The following is a 16,356-nucleotide window of genomic DNA, read 5'->3' as shown; positions in this document are numbered from 1 at the left end:
CGCCGCACCGTGGAGGAGCACGCCGTGGATTTCACCGAAACAACCGAACAGCTGGCGCTGCGCTCGGCGGTCGCCGCTCTGGGTCGGGAGTTCGGCGCCGACTACTGGCTGGCCAAGGCGCGCAAGCACGAGGTGACCAGCGAGCTGTGGGAGAAGGCCGCCGAGCTGGGCTTCATCGGGGTCAATACCCCTGAGCAATATGGCGGTGGTGGCGCCGGCATCACCGAGCTGGCGATCGTCTGCGAGGAGCTCGCAGCCGCCGGGGCGCCGCTGCTGTTGCTGGTCGTCTCACCGGCGATCTGCGCCACGATCATCGCCCAGAGCGGCACCGAGGAGCAGAAGCAGCGGTGGCTGCCAGGGATGGCCGACGGCTCGATCAAGATGGCGTTCGCGATCACCGAGCCGGACGCGGGTCTGAACTCGCACAAGATCTCCACCAGCGCGGTACAGCGGCCGGACGGTGGCTACACCGTGAACGGCCGCAAGTACTACATCTCTGCCGTCGACCAGGCCGATTACGTCCTGGTGGTGGGCCAGTCCCCGGCCTCCCGCGACGGTGGTCAGATCCGTCCGGCGCTGTTCGTGGTGCCGACTGATGCGCCGGGCTTGGAGTACCGGCCGATCGACATGGAGCTGGTCTCGCCGGAACGGCAGTTCTTCTGCTACTTCGACGACGTGCAGGTGCCGATCGAGAACGTGATCGGCGGATCGCTGGACGCTGCGCTGCCGGCGCTGTTCGCCGGCTTGAATCCGGAGCGGATCACCGTCGCCGCGTTCTCGATCGGCACGGCCCGGTTCGCGCTCGACAAGGCGACGCGGTACGCCAAGGAACGCACGGTCTGGAAGCAGCCCATCGGAGCGCACCAGGCGATCGCGCACCCCCTGGCCAAGGCATACATCGAGACCGAGCTCGCCAAGCTCATGGTCTACAAGGCGGCCGGCGCGCACGACGCGGGCAATGCGATGGCGGCCGGAGAAGCATCGAACATGGCCAAGTACGCGGCGGGCGAGGCCGCCTGGAACGCCCTGGACGCCGCGATCCAGACCCATGGCGGCAACGGATTGACCAGTGAGTACGGCCTCGGCGCGTTGCTCGGGGTGGTCCGGGCGATGCGGATTGCCCCGGTGAGCAAAGAGATGTTGCTCAACTTCATCGCGCAGTACTCGCTGGGATTGCCGAAGTCCTACTGAGCTGGGTGTGCCCCCGCGGGTCACATCGGAGAGGATGACGCGATGGCACAGTACGGCCCATATCGGTGGTCGGCGGGGGCGGGCGACCACACCGACGCGTTCCGCGCGGCGCTCGGGATGGCTCTCGACGCGCGCCCGTCGTACCCGGAGGTGATGGCCGTGCGCGCCGACCGGATGGCGCTGGTGCGCGGCAGCGTCGACGGTCTTACCGACAGCGAGCTCGGACGGATCTGCACGCGTGCACCGGCGCCCGGTTACCCCGACGAGACGCGCACGGTGGGTGTCTGCCTGTACGTGGTGATGAAGGAGGAGTGCGAGCACCACCGCTATGCGGTGCGGGACCTAACGGTGCTGGAGGCGCACGAACGTTCCTGACCTTCGCCGGAGTCCCTCGACGCGCACCGTAAGCGCGAACGTACCTGTCGGGTAGGCGATCCGCGCGTCTGGAAGCATCGGCGTTCCACATCGGCGAGCGGCGAATTAGGTTATCCACAAAGCAGAATTGCGACCGGATCTGTCAGTGGTCTCTACTATTCTTGAAGAATGATCGCAGCGGACTTCGACCTCAGCGAGTGGGACTTCCTCCCGCCGCTGGACGAGGCCACGCTGCCGGACGAGCCACCCGTCGAGCTGGTTCTCATCGAGTGGGCACAACCGACGGCCCCAGCACTGCTCTTCGCCGATCCCGCTGATTCTGAAACGGATGCAGCCGAGGCAGTACGGCAAGGCCTGGCCTGGAGACAACCTGGAGCCGCAGAAATAACCCGGTTGGCCTTATTGGACTATCACACGCTGAATGCCGCCGAGCGCATCAGTGCCTTGGCCGATCAGCACCGGCAGGCAGCATGGTGGTCGGCACGCCAGGCGACCTTGCTGAGCCTTATCTCAACACGCGACTCATCGGACAAGCACTGGTGCGTCGAAGAGATCGGCTGCGCGCTAGGCCTGTCCGGTGCGGCTGCGCAGAACCTGCTCAAGAACGCCGAGCAGCTGTGCGGTCAGCTGCCCGCCACCTTCCTAGCGCTGGCCGAGGGTCGGATCGGGATGGCCCAAGCGACCGTGATCACCGAGGCATCCTACGAGCTGCCGGACGACGTCCTGTCCGACTACGAGGCCCGGGTTCTGAAGCATGCGCACCGGCATTCCACCGTGCAGCTGAGGAGAGCCGCCAAACGAGCCGCGCTGCAGTTGGATCCTGCTTCGGCCGAGGATAAGCACCAGCGATCGGTCGCTGATCGACACATCCGGCTGGCGTCCGCCGACCACGGCGCTTCCTGGCTGATGGCGTTGCTCCCAGCCGCTCAGGCGCAACTGCTGTACGACCGGGTCGACGCCGTGGCGCGGCTGGCGCCGGCCGGCGATTCCCGGACGATGGACCAGCTCCGGGCCGACGCGCTGGTGAGCGCGGTTCTGCATGGCGTCGCGGGCGATCTGCCGACGCTGCACGGTCATCAGCCGGCCATCAACGTCACGGTCGCCCTGTCGACCCTGGTCGGTCAGGACGACGAGCCGGGCTGGCTCGATGGCTACGGCCCGATCACCGCGGGCTATGCCCGGCAGCTCGCCCACGATCCGACCGGGACTTGGCGGCGGCTGGTCACCGACCCGGTCAGCGGCCAGCTGCTGGACTACGGGACCACCAGATACCGCCCGCCCCAACACCTCAGCGACCATGTCATCGGCCGCGACGCAGAGTGCGCCTTTCCGTTCTGCGCCCACCGGGCTCGCCGGTCCGACCTCGACCACATCATCGCCTACCCACGCGGCAGCACCAGCGCCGGCAACCTGCAGCCGTTGCATCGCAGGCACCACAACGCGAAGACTGAAGCGGGCTGGCAGGTCCGGCGTGAGGCGAGCACCGGCGCCACTCGCTGGATCAGCCCGGCCGGACGGCACTATCGAACCCACCCGCCCGAGCGATGGCCGGTGCCCGAACCGGTAAGGGCGGGTGCCGGCCCAGCTTCCGGACCGGCCCCGCCACCCTTCTAGACGGGCTGCCTGGCGCAGCGCTTCAACCAGCCTCGGCCTGCTCCAGACCCCTGCTCAGCCAGGGGTGCAGGACGGGTTCGAGCTCGGCGCCGGCGAGCTGCTCGACGCCGAGGTGCTCTTGCTCGGGGTAGCCGAGGAGGTCGCCGAACCAGTCACCGAACCAGTCGCCGAAGCAGAGGGGGATGGGGTGGCCGACGGCGTGGGTGTCGGGCAGATCGGCTTCACCGCCACGGTAAGGGTGATCGTCGTCGACGGGTCATAGAAGATGCCCGGCGTCGGATCCATCGCCATCACCTGCCCGACCTGGTAACCGGGTTGCACCGGAGCGGTGTTGGACCGCGCGATGGTGGTGAATCCCAGCTGGTTGAGCTTCATCCTCGCCTGCTGCTCGGTCAGCTTGGTGACGTCGGGCAGCTTCACCTTGCCGTTGGCGACCTGCAGCTTGACCGTGGTGCCCGGCGGCACCGAGGCGTTGGCCGGCGGATCCTGGCCGACCACCTGGCCGGGCGGCTTCGCGCTGTCGATATCGGTCCGGCTCGCCACTAGGCCCTCCGAGGCCAGCGCCTTCTGCGCCTCGCTGTAGGACAGGCCCACAACGTGCTGCACCAGCACATTCGCAGGCCCGGCATAGATGGTGAAGCTGACCGTGGTGCCGTCGGCCACCTCCTTGCCGGCGGCCGGGTTCTGGGTGCAGACCTGACCCTTGGTCGGGTTCTTCAACGGCACCGCGTCCGAACCAGCGCTGCACGGGCCGTTGCTGCCCTCCGGCTTTCCTGCCGCCGGGATCAGGTGGTTGCTGCGCAGGGTGTCGATCGCGGCCGCCGGGGACAACCCGACCAGCGCCGGCACCTGGTACAGCACCGGGGCGTCCGGGGTGTTGCCCCTTCTCAGCACGTACAGCGCGGCGCTGCCGATGACCAGCAACAGCGCCAGCACCACCGCGGTCCAGATCAACGCCCCACGGTGAGCCGCGCTGTCGTCATCGTCGTCGTAGTTCGGAGTCAGCACGCCGGGCCGGGCGACCGGGCGCGCCCCCGCCGCGATGAACTGGGTCCGCTGGGCGTCGGTCATCACCGCCTCGGCCTCGACCGCCTGGCCGCTCAGCGCCCGCTGCAGGTCGGCCCGCATCTCCGCGGCGGTCTGGTACCGGTTCAGCGGGTTCTTGGCCAGCGCCTTCATCACGATCGAATCCAGCGCCGGTGGCACCGCATGGTTCACCGAGGACGGCACCTGCGGATTCTCCCGGACGTGCTGGTAGGCGATCGCCACCGGCGAATCCCCGGTGAACGGCGGATGCCCGGTCAGCAGCTCGTACAGCAGGCAGCCGGTGGAGTAGACATCCGAGCGGGCATCGACCGATTCCCCGCGGGCCTGCTCCGGCGACAGGTACTGGGCCGTGCCGATCACGGCCGCGGTGGCGGTCACGGTCGCTGCGTTGTCGGCCAGCGCCCGGGCGATCCCGAAGTCCATCACCTTGATCGCCCCGGAATCGGTGATCATCACGTTGCCCGGCTTGATGTCACGGTGCACGATGCCCGAACGGTGGGAGAAGTCCAGCGCCGAGCACACCTCGGCGGTGATCTCCATGGCCTGCTGAGAAGGCAGGTGGCCCTGCGCCTTGAGCACGTCGCGCAGCGTGTGGCCCTCGACATACTCCATCACGATGTATGGGGTATGACCATCCGGCCCGTCGTCCTCGCCGGTGTCGTACACCGCCACGATCGACGGGTGGTTCAGGCCGGCGGCAGCCTGCGCCTCGCGCCGGAACCGGTTCTGGAACGACGGATCCCGCGCCAGGTCGGCCCGCAGGACCTTCACCGCGACGTCGCGGCCGAGTCGGACGTCCTTGCCCTTGTGCACCTCGGCCATGCCGCCGTAACCGAGCAGGTCCCCGATCTCGTAGCGGCCACCGATCAGCCATGCTGCCGTCATCGGACGTCCTCACTGTGTCGCTGCCGTGCGTAGCTCATCTAACCCCTATCGCGGCCAAATAAGCCTTCATCACAGCTTGTGCCACCGGCGCGGCGGCAAGGCCACCGGTGGTCTCGCTGCCGTGCACCCCGCCGTTCTCGACGATCACCGCCACCGCGATCTTGGGATTGTCGGCCGGCGCGAACCCGGAGAACCAGGCATGCGGCGGGTTGAGGTAGCGGCCTTCGGCATCCTGCGGGCCGTTGTCGGCGGTGCCGGTCTTGCCGGCGACCTGGATCCCGGGGATCTGGGCGGCCTTCGCGGTGCCCTTGTTCACGACGTCCACCATCATCGCCGTCAGCTGATCGGCCTGGGTCGCGTTCATCACCTGGTTGAGCATCTGCGGATCCGGGTGGCTCAGCACCGCGAGATTGGGCGCCTGCTCCTCCGAGACCAGGAAGGGCTTCATCAACTCGCCGTCGTTGGCCACCGCGGCCGAGATCATCGCCGCCTGCAGCGGAGTCACCCGGACGTCGCGCTGGCCGATGCTGGACTGGGCCAGCGACGCCTGGTCCACGACCGGCCCGATCGAGGATCCGGCCACCGGCACCGGCACCTCGAACCCGTCGTCGTCGATGCCGAACAGCGCCGACTGCTGCTTGATGGTGTCGGTGCCCAGATCCATGCCGAGCTGGGCGAAGGCGGTGTTGCAGGAGATGGTCAGCGCGTGGCTGAGGGTGTCGGTCTTGCCGTCGGCGCACTGCTCGCCGGCGAAGTTGCGCAGCTGGGTCCGGCTCTGGGGCAGGGTGAGGGAGTTGACCGCGGGGATCCGGGTCTGCGGGGTCCGGCCGTTCTTCAGCGCGGCGCTTGCCACCACCACCTTGAACACCGACCCCGGCGGATAGGTCACGGCGAACGCCCGGTTCAGCAGCGGGTTGTCCGGATCGGCGTTGTACCGCTTGTAGGCGGCCTGGATCTTCTCCGCCGAGTGCGAGCTCAGCGCGTTCGGGTCGAAGGACGGCGTGCTGACCGCCGCCAGGATCGCCCCGGTCGCCGGATCCAGCGCCACCACCGCCCCGCGCCGGTTGCCCATCGCCTGGTAGGCCGCCGCCTGGGCCTGCTTGTTGATGGTCAGCAGGACGTTGCCGCCGCGGGTGTCCCGGCCCGTCAGCAGGTTGGTCAGCCGCTGCACGAACAGCCGGTCATCGGTGCCCGAGAGCACCCCGTCCTCGGCCGATTCGATCGCGGTGTTGCCGTAGTACAGGGAGTTGAATCCGGTCACCGGCGCGTACACCGGGCCTCCTGAGTACTTGCGCAGGTACATCAGCGCGTCCTTGGTCGCCACCGACTCCGCAACCGGTGTCCCGGAGCCCTGCAGCACGATCGAGCCACGCTGGCGCTTGTACTCGTTGAGCACGGTGCGCCGGTTCGCGCTGTTGTCCTGGTAGTGGTCGGCCTTGATCACCTGCACCCAGTTCAGGTTCACCACCACCGCCAGCAGCAGCAGCCCGACGAAGACCCCGACCCGCCTGATCGGCCGGTTCATGAGCCGTCCCCCGCCGTGATCGGCACCGGGCCACTCTCGGTGGTGACCGCTGACGGCGGCGTGGTCGGTGGCCGGAGCGCGGCGTCGGAGACCCGCAGCAGCAGCGCCAGCAGCCCGAAGTTCGCCACCAGGGACGAGCCGCCGTAGGACAGGAACGGGGTGGTCAGGCCGGTCTCGGGCAGCAACCGCGAGATGCCGCCGGCCACCACGAACAGCTGCAGGCCCAACGAGAACGTCAGGCCGGTGACCAGCAGCTTGCCGAACGAGTCCCGGACCGCCAGTGCGGTGGCGAAGCCGCGGGAGAGGAAGACCAGGTAGAGCGCCAGGATCGCGACCAGGCCGAACAGGCCGGTCTCCTCGCCGAAGGAGGCCAGGATGAAGTCGGACTTGGCGACCGGCACCAGCTCCGGACGGCCACCGCCCAGGCCGGCCCCGAACAGGCCGCCGGTGCCCAGGCCGAACAGCGACTGGCTCATCTGGTAGCCCTCGTCCTGCAGGTAGTCGAAGACGTGCAACCACACGGTGACCCGCTGCCGGACGGTGCCGAAGAGCTCGTAGGACAGCACGCACCCGCCGGCGAACAGCAGCACGCCGATGATCACCCAGCTGACCCGCTCGGTGGCGACGTAGAGCAGCACCACGAACAGCCCGAAGAACATCAGCGAGGTGCCCAGGTCGTGGTTGCGCACCAGCACCCCGATGCTGATCAGCCAGGCCACCAGCACCGGCCCGAGGTCGCGTCCGCGCGGCAGGTCGATGCCCAGCAGCCGGCGGCCGGCCAGCGACAGCACGTCCCGCTTGTCGACCAGATAGGACGCGGCGAAGATCGTCAGCGCGATCTTGGAGATCTCACCGGGCTGGATCGAGAAGCCCGCGATCCGGATCCAGATCCGGGCGCCGTTGACCTCGCTGTACTGGGCGGGCAGCACCGCCGGCAGCATCAGCAGGAACAGCCCCACCAGCGCCAGGGTGTAGGCGTAGCGGGTCAGCATCCGGTGATCCCGGATGACCAGCAGGACGGTCAGGAAGACCGCCAGGCCCACGAAGGCCCAGACCACCTGGCTTGCCGCGGCGACCCCGGTGTAGGTGGTGTCGTTCTCGGCGGCCTGCTGGGCCAGCCCCAGGTCCAGCCGGTGGATCATCACCAGCCCGAGCCCGACCAGCAGGACGGCGCACGGCAGCAGCAGCGGGTCGGCGTACCGGGCGGTCTTGCGGATCGCGAGGTGGCAGGCCAGCCCGACCGCCAGCACCACCAGCGGATAGGTCACCACGTGGTTGGAGAACTCGCTGTTGCGGGTGATCTCGACGAACGCCTCCGCGCACGCCACGATCACCGCCGCGGCGATCACGAACAGCAGCTCGGTGCCGCGCCGGGTAGCGATCCGGTTGGGCCGGCTCATGAGATGCCCTCGTTGCGATACCCGTTCATCGGCAGTCCACTCCCGGCACCGGAGTGTTCGACGGGGTCGCCGTCAGGGTGGTGGTGCTCGACGACGGCGTCGGCGACCTGGTCAGCGCCCGGCTCGGGGTGCGGCCGGCGGGAACCGTCGGCGCCCGGCTGGGAGTGCGGCTGGCCGGCGCCGTCGGGGCGCGGCTGAGCGAGGCGGTCGGGCTGGACGGCGCCGCGGTGGCGACCGGGCACGGTGGCTTCAGCTCGGCTGCCAGCCGCTTGAGGATCGCGTCGGCGTCGGCCCGGCTGTTGGCGGTGATGCCGTTGACCACCTGCCCGCTGGCGGACTGGGTCAGGTCATCGACCTTCAGGTCGCTGTTCTGGATCACCGAGTACAGGCTGACCGGGCCGAAGTGGGTGTTCACGCCCCGGAACACCGCGACCTCGTTGCCGTCCCGGCCGACGAAGTACTGCGTCTGGGTCCAGAGGTATCCGCTCACCGCGGCCACCACCAGCAGCAGCGCAGCCAGGCCGCCGACCAGCAGGCGCCGTCTGCCCCGGCGGGGCTGGGCCACCGGTGGCTCGACCCGGTCCGGGCTCGACATCCGCGCGGCCCGGGTCGCCGGGGAGTTCGAGCCCGAATCCATCGTGTCGACCCGGTCGGTCACCGCGCCGCCCACGATCGGGAAGTCGTCGCCCTCGGAGACATCGACCACGTCGGCGACGATGCAGGTGACGTTGTCCGGGCCGCCGCCGCGCAGGGCGAGCTCGATCAGCCGGTCGGCGCACACCTGCGGGGAGCCGGAGGCGAGCGTCTCCAGCAGGGTGGTCGCGGTGACCACATCGCTCAGCCCGTCGCTGCAGAGCAGATAGCGGTCACCCTTGCGGGCCTCCCGGATGGAGATGTCGGGATCGACCTCGGCGCCGTTGAGCGCCCGCAGGATCACCGACTTGCGCGGGTGGTGGGAGGCCTCGTCCGCGGTGAGCTTGCCCGAGTCCACCAGCGACTGGACGTAGGTGTCGTCATGGGTGATCTGGCTGAGCTGGCCACCGCGCAGCAGGTAGGCGCGGGAGTCCCCGACGTGCACCAGCGCGATCCGGGTGCCGGCGAACCGGATCGCGGTGAGGGTGGTGCCCATCCCCTCCAGGGACGGGTTCTCGTTCACCGCGTGCGCCAGCGCCGCGGTCGCGTCGGCCACCGTGTCGCGCAGCGTGCCGATCAGGTCGGCGATCGGCCGGTCCTCGTCCAGGCTCTCGACGGTGCCGATGACGATCTTGGACGCCACCTCGCCGGCCGCGTGGCCGCCCATGCCGTCGGCGATCGCCAGCAGCCGCGGGCCGGCGTAGACCGAGTCCTCGTTGTTGCCGCGTACCAGCCCCCGGTCCGAGCGGACCGCGTACTTCAGGGTCAACGCCATGCGCTATCGAAGTTCCATCGCGGTCTTGCCGATCCGGATCACCACGCCGGCCTCGAGCGGCATCGGGCCGGTGACCTTGCTGTGGCCGACGTAGGTGCCGTTGGTCGAGCCCAGGTCCTCCAGGTACCAGGTGCCGTTGTTCTCGCTGATCCGGGCGTGCCGGGTGGAGGCGTAGTCGTCGGTCAGGACCAGGGTGGAGTCGTTGGCGCGGCCGATCAGGATCGGCTTGCCGGTCAGCGCGACCCGGGTGCCGGCCAGGCTGCCCTCGGTGACGATCAGCTGCGACAGCGCCCCGCGCCCGGGACGGCCGTCCGAGGCCGCGGCGCGGGCCTTCTTGGACTTGGGCTTGGTGGGCACCGGCACCCGGGGCGCCCCGGCGGTACGCAGTTCCATCCGGATGACCCGGATCATGCCGAACAGGAACAGCCAGAGCAGTGCCAGAAAGGCAAAGCGCATCAGCTGGATCGCCAGCGGCGAGGTCAAGAGTCGTCCTCGTGGAACACCAGCCGGGTGTGCCCCACCCGGATCACGTCGCCGTGCTGCAAGGCCTGACTGCGGACCGGGTGGCCGTTGACCGAGGTGCCATTGGTCGAGCCGAGGTCATAGACGGTGGTCTGCCCGTCGGCCACATGGACGTCGGCATGCCGGCGCGAGACGCCCTGGTCCATCAGCTGCAGGTCCGAGCCGGTGCCGCGTCCGATGATGTTGCTGCCCTGGTTCAGGCGCGCCACCTTGGGGGTGCCGTCCACCGACAGCCGCGGCTGGTAGGCCGGGCGGCTGGGCGGCTGGGCGTACCCCGGCTGCGCCTGCGGGGAGAACTGGGTGGGCTCCGGCTCGGCCGGCGCGGGGCGGCTGGGCGCTTGCGGCACCGGTGGAACCGCGACCGCGGCCTGCTGGGCGGCCTGGGCCGGGGGCTGTGAAGTGTAGGGCTGCTGGTACTCATCGGGCCGGCCGGCGACGAACGGCATGGACATCGAGTCCATCGGCCGGCGGCGCGGCGGGGCCTGCGGCTCCATCCGGGAGGCGACCCCGAAGACGCCGGTGTGCAGCGACTCGTCGCGGGCCAGGTAGACCTCGATGTCGCCGATGGTGGCCAGCCGGTTGTCGTCGAGGTACTCCTGGACCAGCTCGGCCAGCGACCGGGTCAGCTGGACCTCCCACGGCGCCAGCCGCTCGTAGTCCGAGGCGCCCAGGGTGATCCGGTAGCGGTTGGGCACCAGCACCTGGCCGTTGCCCATCACGGCCTTCTTGTCCATCACCTCGCGCTGTAGGGCGTTGCCGATTTCGACCGGTTCGACCTGGCCCTTGAAGACCCGGGCGAAGGCCGCGCCGACCATGCTTTCGAGCCGTCGTTCGAAACGCTGGGCGAGGCTCATAGTCGCGGTCCTCCTCTCCGGGGTGCTCGTCGACGTCGTGGTCAGCAGGCCCTGCGGAGGGCCGGTACGCCGTTGATGGTATCCGCGAGCGGCCGTCCGGGCCCCGCAGGGACGTCAGAGGTGTCGTGCTAATCTGGGCCGTCTTTTCAAGACGCCTCGGGCAAGTGGCGGAATGGCAGACGCGCACGGTTCAGGTCCGTGTGTCCGTAAGGACGTGGGGGTTCAACTCCCCCCTTGCCCACCCGAAGATTCACCGGTTAATCACCGAGCCGCCGCCGCCGGTCGCTAGCATCATTGGATGACCGTCCGGGCCGAGCCAGCCACCCGGCGTCGCGTACATGGGCCACAAGGCCCGTCCCAGGTCATCATCTTCGCCTTTGCCGCGGCCGCGGCGGTCGGCACCGCGCTGCTCTGGCTGCCCGTGGCAACGACCGGACCGGGGCACGCCAGCTTGTTAGAGGCCCTGTTCACCGCTACCTCGGCGGTATGCCTGACCGGGCACCTGATCGTCAACACCGCGACGCACTGGAGCCCCTTCGGCCACGTGGTGATCCTCGTGCTCATCACCATCGGCGGCTTCGGGATCATGACGCTGGCCTCGCTGCTGGGCGTGCTCGTGTCACGGCGGATGGGCCTGCGCACCCGCATCACCGCAGCTGCCGAGTCGCGCAGCATCGGCATCGGCGACGTCCGCAGGGTGCTCGCCAACGTCGTGCTCATCACCCTGGCGTTCGAGGCGGTGACCTCCCTCGCCCTGACCGCCCGGTTCTACTTCGGCTATGACGAGCGGGCCCCGCGGGCGATCTGGCTCGGGGTGTTCCACGGGGTGTCGGCGTTCAACAACGCCGGCTTCTCGTTGTTCGACGACAACCTGATCGGCTTCGTCGACGACCCCTGGATCTGCCTGCCGATCGCCCTGGCCTCGATCGCCGGCGGCCTCGGCTTCCCGGTGCTGATCCAGCTGCGCAGGGACCTCACCCACCCGCGCTTCTGGACGCTCAACACCCGGCTGGTGCTGGCCGCCACGGCCATCCTGCTGGTCAGCGGGGCAGCCTTCGTCACCGGGATGGAGTGGAGCAACGACGACACGCTGGGCAAGCTCAGCCCCGGCGGCCGGATTCTGGCCGGATTCTTCCTGTCGGCGATGGCCCGCACCGCCGGTTTCAACAGCGTCGACATCGGCGCGCTGGATCCGGCGACCTGGTTGGGCATGGACGTGCTGATGTTCATCGGCGGCGGCCCGGCAGGCACCGCCGGGGGTCTGAAGGTCACCACCTTCGCGGTGCTGTTCTTCATCATCTACACCGAGCTGCGCGGCGACGGCGCGGTCAACGCCCTGGGCAAGCGGCTGCCGCGCTCGGTGCACCGCCAGGCGATCACCGTCGCCCTGGTCTCGGTCGCGGTGGTGGTGATCGCGACCCTGGCGCTGCTGATCATGACCGAGTTCACCCTCGATGAGGTCCTGTTCGAGGTCATAGCAGCGTTCACGACGGCGGGCATGAGCACCGGGATCACCCCCGACCTGCCCCTTGCCGGCCAGCTCATCCTGGTGGTGCTGATGTTCCTGGGTAGGGTCGGACCGGTCATCCTCGCAACCGGACTGGCGCTGCGGCGCACCACCAGGCTGTACGAACTCCCGAAGGAGCGACCCATCATTGGCTAGGACCCCATGGCTCGGCAAGTCCAGCACCGGCTCCCGGCTGGCCGCGGCAGACTCCGTCGTGGTCATCGGCCTCGGCCGGTTCGGCACCGCCCTGGCGCTGGAGCTGATGGCCGCCGGCACCGAGGTGCTGGGAATCGACGACGACGAGGACATCGTCCAGTCACTCAACGGCCAGCTGACCCAGGTGGTCCGCGCGGACTCCACCAAGGAAGAAGCGCTGCGCCAGCTCGGCGTGCACGAGTTCGACCGTGCGGTGGTGGCGATCGGCACCGACATCGAGGCAAGCATCCTGACCGGGTCGCTGCTGGTCAACTTCAAGGTGCCCAACGTCTGGGCCAAGGCGATCAGCGAGCCGCACGGGCGGATTCTCGACCAGATCGGGGTCCACCACGTGGTGTACCCCGAGCACGACATGGGCCGGCGGGTCGCCCACCTGGTGCGGGGGGCGATGCTGGACTACATCCAGTTCGAGGACGACTTCGCGATGGTCAAGACGGTGACGCCGGTCGAGCTGGTCGGCACGCGGCTCGGTGACACCGGCATGCGGGCCCGCCATGACGTCACCATCGTGGCCGTGCACCGGGCGGGTGCCGGCTTCACCTACGCCACCGCCGACACCGTGCTCGAGGAGGGCGACACCATCATCGTGGCCGGCCGGACCGCGGCGGCCGAGCGGTTCGCCCAGCTGCGGTAGCCGGCCCGGGCGTTCCGATCACGGCCGGTCGAGCACCGCTTGCAGGTAGGGGGCGGTGCGGCTGGCAGCGTTGCCGGCCACCTCGGCCGGAGCGCCGGCGGCCACGATCCGGCCGCCCTGGTCGCCGCCGCCCGGTCCGAGGTCTAGGACGTGGTCGGCGCCGGCCACCACGTCCATGTCGTGCTCGATGACGACCACCGTGTTGGAGGCGTCCACCAGTGAGTGCAGCAGCCGCATCAGCTGGTCGACGTCGGCCGGATGCAGGCCGGTGGTGGGTTCGTCCAGGACGAAGAGGGTATGGCCCCGCCGCGCCCGCTGCAGCTCGGTGGCCAGCTTGATCCGCTGCGCCTCGCCGCCGGACAGCTCCGTCGCCGGCTGGCCGAGCCTCAGGTAGCCGAGCCCGACCTCGCCGAGGGTGGCCAGGCTGCGAGCGATGCCCGGCACGTCGGCGAAGAAGCCGGTGGCAGCGTCCACGGTCAGCGCCAGGACGTCGGCGATCGACTTGCCGCGGTAGCGCACCTGGAGGGTCTCGGGGTTGTACCGCGCGCCGTGGCAGAGCGGGCACGGCGAATACGTGCCCGGCAGGAACAGCAGCTCCACCGCGACGAATCCCTCGCCCTGGCAGTGCGGGCACCGGCCGCCCTCGACATTGAAGGAGAACCGGCCGACCGAGTAGCCCCGCCGCCGCGCCTCGTCGGTGGCCGCGAACAGCTTGCGGACCCCGTCGAACAGGCCGGTGTAGGTGGCGAGGTTCGACCGCGGCGTGCGCCCGATCGGCTTCTGATCGACCTCGACCAGCCGGTCGATCGCGTCCAGGCCACCGATGCGGGCGATGGTTCCGGCGGTGTCGATGTCATCGTCGCCGTTCTCGTCGTCGGTGGTCGCGTCGTCGGGCGCCGCGCCCTCGCCGGAACGGGAGCCGGAACCGGAGCCGCCGAGGTGATCGCGGACGGCCGATGCCAGCACCGCGACGACCAGGGTGGTCTTGCCCGAGCCGGACACTCCGGTGACGGCGGTGAACACCCCGAGGGGGATGTCGACATCGAGGCCGTCCAGGTTGTGGTGGGTGACGCCGCGCAGCTCGATCGCCCCGGTGCGCGTCCGACCGCGATTGTCCGGCCGCACCGGCTCCACCAGGTAACGACGGGTCGCCGAGTCGGTCGCCGCTTCGAGCCCGGCCGGCGGCCCGCTGTACAGCACCCGGCCGCCGTGCGTTCCCGCGCCCGGGCCGACATCGACCAGCCAGTCGGCGGAGGAGATCACGTCCAGCTCGTGCTCGACGACGAGCAGCGAGTTGCCGGCCGCGCGCAGCCTCCCCAGCACGCCGAGCAGGGTGGCCGTGTCGTCGGGATGCAGCCCGGCCGACGGCTCGTCCAGGACGTAGACGACGCCGAACAGGCTCGATCGCAGCGCGGTCGCCAGCCGCAGCCGTTGCAGCTCACCGGAGGACAGGGTGGGGGTCGCGCGGTTCATCGCGAGGTAGCCGAGGCCGAGCTCGGTCAGCACCTCGATGCGGGCCCGCAGGTCCGCGACCAGGCCGCGGGCGACCTCGCCGTCGCCGACCGCGGCCAGCCGAGCCGCAAGCATCGTCAGCGGCAGCGCGGTGAGTTCGGCGATGCTCGCGCCGGCAACCGTGACGGCCAATGCCTCGGGCCGCAGCCCGGCGCCGCCGCACACCGGGCAGGGACGTACCTCGACGTGTTGCAGCGCCTTCCTGCGCAGCGTCGCGCTCTGCGAGGTGGCGAGGGTGTGCAGCACGTAGCGCCGGGCGCTCTGGTAGGTGCCCTGATACGGCCGCTGGATCCGGTGTGCCTCTCGCTCGGCATGGACGGTGACGACGGGCTGCTCATCGGTGAACAGGATCCAGTCGCGCTCGGCCTGACCGAGCTCGCGCCAGGGCCGGTCGATGTCATAGCCGAGGGTTGCCAGGATGTCGCGGTAGTTCTTGCCCTGCCAGGCGCCCGGCCAGGCAGCGATTGCCTTGTCGCGAATGGACAAACTCGCATCCGGCACCAGCGAAGCCTCGGTCACCTCGTGCACCCTGCCCAGCCCGTGGCAGCGCGGGCAGGCGCCGGCCGGGGTATTGGGCGAGAACGCGTCGGAGTCGAGCCGGTCCGCGCCGGCGGGGTAGCTCCCGGCCCGGGAGAACAGCATCCGCAACGAGTTGGACAGCGCCGTGATGGTGCCGACCGTCGACCTCGACTGGGGCACGCCGCGTGCCTGCTGCAGCGCGACCGCCGGCGGCAACCCGGTGATCTCGCGGACATCCGGTACGGCGACCTGCTCGATCAGCCTGCGCGCGTACGGGGCGACCGATTCCAGGTAGCGGGCCTGCGCCTCGGCATACACCGTGCCGAACGCCAGCGACGACTTGCCCGAGCCCGAGACGCCGGTCACCACCACCAACGCGTCGCGCGGGATGTCGACGTCGACGTCGCGCAGGTTGTGCACCCGCGCCCCGTGCACCGCGATCACCGCATCGTCATGGCCGCGCATCCGTCGATCTTCGCATCAGCCTGCCGCGGCCCTGGACGCACGGGGCGGGCGCTGGTTCACAGCCTGCTGCGCGGAAAGGGGCTCACCCGTAAGGTCACCGTGCCGGTGTCCGCCGGGCTGCTGTCGGACATCGACGCCTACTTCGGCGCGCTCACCGACTACCGGCAGGCCCACCCGGAGTCGATTGTGACGATGATGTCCAACGCCTCGTACGCGGCGATCAACAACAGCCGGCAGTTGGTCGCTGACCTGCACGCGGTCCAGGACGGTTGGGCGGAGCGGATCCGCGCCCGGCGTGGGTCGGCGCCAGCGCGGATCTTGGACCTGCTGCTGAGTCAGCCAGTCGTCGACTCACCCATGCTCCAGCGCCAGTTGGGTGTCTCCGACACCGTCGCATTGGAAGCGATCAAGCGGCTGGAGGCGGCTGGCGTACTCACCAAGGTGAGCGGCAAAGCCCGCTACCGCAAGTATGCGGCCGGCGAGATTCTCGCCCAGCTCGATGCGTTCGCCGTACGTGCCGGACGGCGGGGCGGCCTCTAGGTGTACTCGGCCATCAGGTTGGTAGCCGGCTGACGGGTGGGTGCCCTGCGAGTGCGCTGTGGCGTCGGTCAGTGTTGTAGTGCTCGAGCCAGGGTGCAAGGGCGGCGGTGCGTTGGTCGTTGCTGGTGAAGATTTGCCGGTA

Annotated in this window: 14 protein-coding genes and 1 tRNA gene; 7 read left to right on the top strand and 8 right to left on the bottom strand. The window is 69.6% G+C overall.

Translation table 11 applies throughout. The features are described 5' to 3' along the window. Window positions 1-24 precede the first annotated feature (24 nt). The 3 genes from VF612_RS16265 to VF612_RS16255 all read left to right on the top strand — a co-directional run bounded on the left by VF612_RS16265 (window position 25) and on the right by VF612_RS16255 (window position 3,180). Entirely contained in the window at window positions 25-1,191 is a 1,167-nt protein-coding gene (locus tag VF612_RS16265) for an acyl-CoA dehydrogenase family protein (protein WP_408660894.1), read from the top strand. Between the two features lie 42 nt (window positions 1,192-1,233). After that, entirely contained in the window at window positions 1,234-1,566 is a 333-nt protein-coding gene (locus tag VF612_RS16260) for a DinB family protein (RefSeq protein ID WP_408660893.1), read from the top strand. 168 nt (window positions 1,567-1,734) lie between these two features. After that, window positions 1,735-3,180: an HNH endonuclease signature motif containing protein gene (locus VF612_RS16255; RefSeq protein WP_408660892.1), complete on the top strand. Its 1,446-nt coding sequence runs from the start codon at window positions 1,735-1,737 to the stop codon at window positions 3,178-3,180. Between the two features lie 54 nt (window positions 3,181-3,234). On the opposite strand, the gene pknB is transcribed toward VF612_RS16255, so the two are convergent. The 6 genes from pknB to VF612_RS16225 are packed head-to-tail and all read right to left on the bottom strand — an operon-like array spanning window position 3,235 to window position 10,821. Further along, window positions 3,235-5,112 (bottom strand): Stk1 family PASTA domain-containing Ser/Thr kinase, encoded by a 1,878-nt coding sequence (pknB, locus tag VF612_RS16250; protein ID WP_408660891.1) that lies wholly within the window; start codon window positions 5,110-5,112, stop codon window positions 3,235-3,237. Window positions 5,113-5,146: 34 nt separating this feature from the next. Next, a complete protein-coding gene (locus VF612_RS16245; protein WP_408660890.1) occupies window positions 5,147-6,637 on the bottom strand; it encodes a peptidoglycan D,D-transpeptidase FtsI family protein in 1,491 nt (496 codons plus the stop codon). Continuing rightward, window positions 6,634-8,037 carry an FtsW/RodA/SpoVE family cell cycle protein gene (locus tag VF612_RS16240; RefSeq protein ID WP_408660889.1) on the bottom strand — a complete coding sequence of 468 codons (1,404 nt, stop codon included), beginning with the start codon at window positions 8,035-8,037 and terminating at the stop codon, window positions 6,634-6,636. Before VF612_RS16240 ends, VF612_RS16245 begins: the two co-directional genes overlap by 4 nt. Window positions 8,038-8,062: 25 nt before the next feature. Beyond that, window positions 8,063-9,445: a PP2C family protein-serine/threonine phosphatase gene (locus VF612_RS16235; protein ID WP_408660888.1), complete on the bottom strand. Its 1,383-nt coding sequence runs from the start codon at window positions 9,443-9,445 to the stop codon at window positions 8,063-8,065. Between the two features lie 3 nt (window positions 9,446-9,448). Further along, complete coding sequence (locus tag VF612_RS16230; protein ID WP_422653744.1) at window positions 9,449-9,928, bottom strand: FHA domain-containing protein FhaB/FipA; 480 nt, start codon at window positions 9,926-9,928, stop codon at window positions 9,449-9,451. Further along, window positions 9,925-10,821 (bottom strand): FhaA domain-containing protein, encoded by an 897-nt coding sequence (locus VF612_RS16225; RefSeq protein ID WP_408660887.1) that lies wholly within the window; start codon window positions 10,819-10,821, stop codon window positions 9,925-9,927. The genes VF612_RS16230 and VF612_RS16225 overlap by 4 nt, the downstream gene beginning before the upstream one ends. Window positions 10,822-10,979: 158 nt before the next feature. On the opposite strand from VF612_RS16225, the gene VF612_RS16220 reads away from it, so the two are divergent. The 3 genes from VF612_RS16220 to VF612_RS16210 all read left to right on the top strand — a co-directional run bounded on the left by VF612_RS16220 (window position 10,980) and on the right by VF612_RS16210 (window position 13,178). Further along, window positions 10,980-11,062, top strand: a tRNA-Leu gene (locus VF612_RS16220). A gap of 57 nt (window positions 11,063-11,119) precedes the next feature. Beyond that, window positions 11,120-12,484: a TrkH family potassium uptake protein gene (locus tag VF612_RS16215; protein WP_408660886.1), complete on the top strand. Its 1,365-nt coding sequence runs from the start codon at window positions 11,120-11,122 to the stop codon at window positions 12,482-12,484. A 37-nt stretch (window positions 12,485-12,521) separates the two neighbouring features. After that, a complete protein-coding gene (locus VF612_RS16210) occupies window positions 12,522-13,178 on the top strand; it encodes a potassium channel family protein (protein WP_408660938.1) in 657 nt (218 codons plus the stop codon). 18 nt (window positions 13,179-13,196) lie between these two features. On the opposite strand, the gene VF612_RS16205 is transcribed toward VF612_RS16210, so the two are convergent. Then, complete coding sequence (locus VF612_RS16205) at window positions 13,197-15,674, bottom strand: ABC transporter (RefSeq protein ID WP_408660885.1); 2,478 nt, start codon at window positions 15,672-15,674, stop codon at window positions 13,197-13,199. Here VF612_RS16205 and VF612_RS16200 point away from each other — a divergent pair. Continuing rightward, window positions 15,663-16,214, top strand: a complete 552-nt coding sequence (locus tag VF612_RS16200; RefSeq protein WP_408660884.1) for a helix-turn-helix domain-containing protein — start codon at window positions 15,663-15,665, stop codon at window positions 16,212-16,214. The genes VF612_RS16205 and VF612_RS16200 overlap by 12 nt on opposite strands. A gap of 13 nt (window positions 16,215-16,227) precedes the next feature. Here the strand turns inward: VF612_RS16200 and VF612_RS16195 are convergent. Continuing rightward, the coding region (locus VF612_RS16195; protein WP_408660876.1) for an integrase core domain-containing protein at window positions 16,228-16,356 on the bottom strand (129 nt) is incomplete at its 5' end.

This window comes from Jatrophihabitans sp. (genome assembly GCF_036388195.1).
Lineage (GTDB): Bacteria > Actinomycetota > Actinomycetes > Mycobacteriales > Jatrophihabitantaceae > Jatrophihabitans_A.
The sequence above is the reverse complement of the archived record's forward strand: the minus strand, read 5'-3'. Positions and strand labels throughout refer to the sequence as shown.

Coding starts and splice junctions, on each gene's coding strand:
- VF612_RS16205 (WP_408660885.1), bottom strand. CDS start 15,674: ATGCGCGGCCATGACGATGCGGTGATCGCGGTGCACGGGGCGCGGGTG.
- VF612_RS16240 (WP_408660889.1), bottom strand. CDS start 8,037: ATGAGCCGGCCCAACCGGATCGCTACCCGGCGCGGCACCGAGCTGCTG.
- VF612_RS16255 (WP_408660892.1), top strand. CDS start 1,735: ATGATCGCAGCGGACTTCGACCTCAGCGAGTGGGACTTCCTCCCGCCG.
- pknB (WP_408660891.1), bottom strand. CDS start 5,112: ATGACGGCAGCATGGCTGATCGGTGGCCGCTACGAGATCGGGGACCTG.
- VF612_RS16235 (WP_408660888.1), bottom strand. CDS start 9,445: ATGGCGTTGACCCTGAAGTACGCGGTCCGCTCGGACCGGGGGCTGGTA.
- VF612_RS16215 (WP_408660886.1), top strand. CDS start 11,120: ATGACCGTCCGGGCCGAGCCAGCCACCCGGCGTCGCGTACATGGGCCA.
- VF612_RS16200 (WP_408660884.1), top strand. CDS start 15,663: ATGGCCGCGCATCCGTCGATCTTCGCATCAGCCTGCCGCGGCCCTGGA.
- VF612_RS16245 (WP_408660890.1), bottom strand. CDS start 6,637: ATGAACCGGCCGATCAGGCGGGTCGGGGTCTTCGTCGGGCTGCTGCTG.
- VF612_RS16225 (WP_408660887.1), bottom strand. CDS start 10,821: ATGAGCCTCGCCCAGCGTTTCGAACGACGGCTCGAAAGCATGGTCGGC.
- VF612_RS16260 (WP_408660893.1), top strand. CDS start 1,234: ATGGCACAGTACGGCCCATATCGGTGGTCGGCGGGGGCGGGCGACCAC.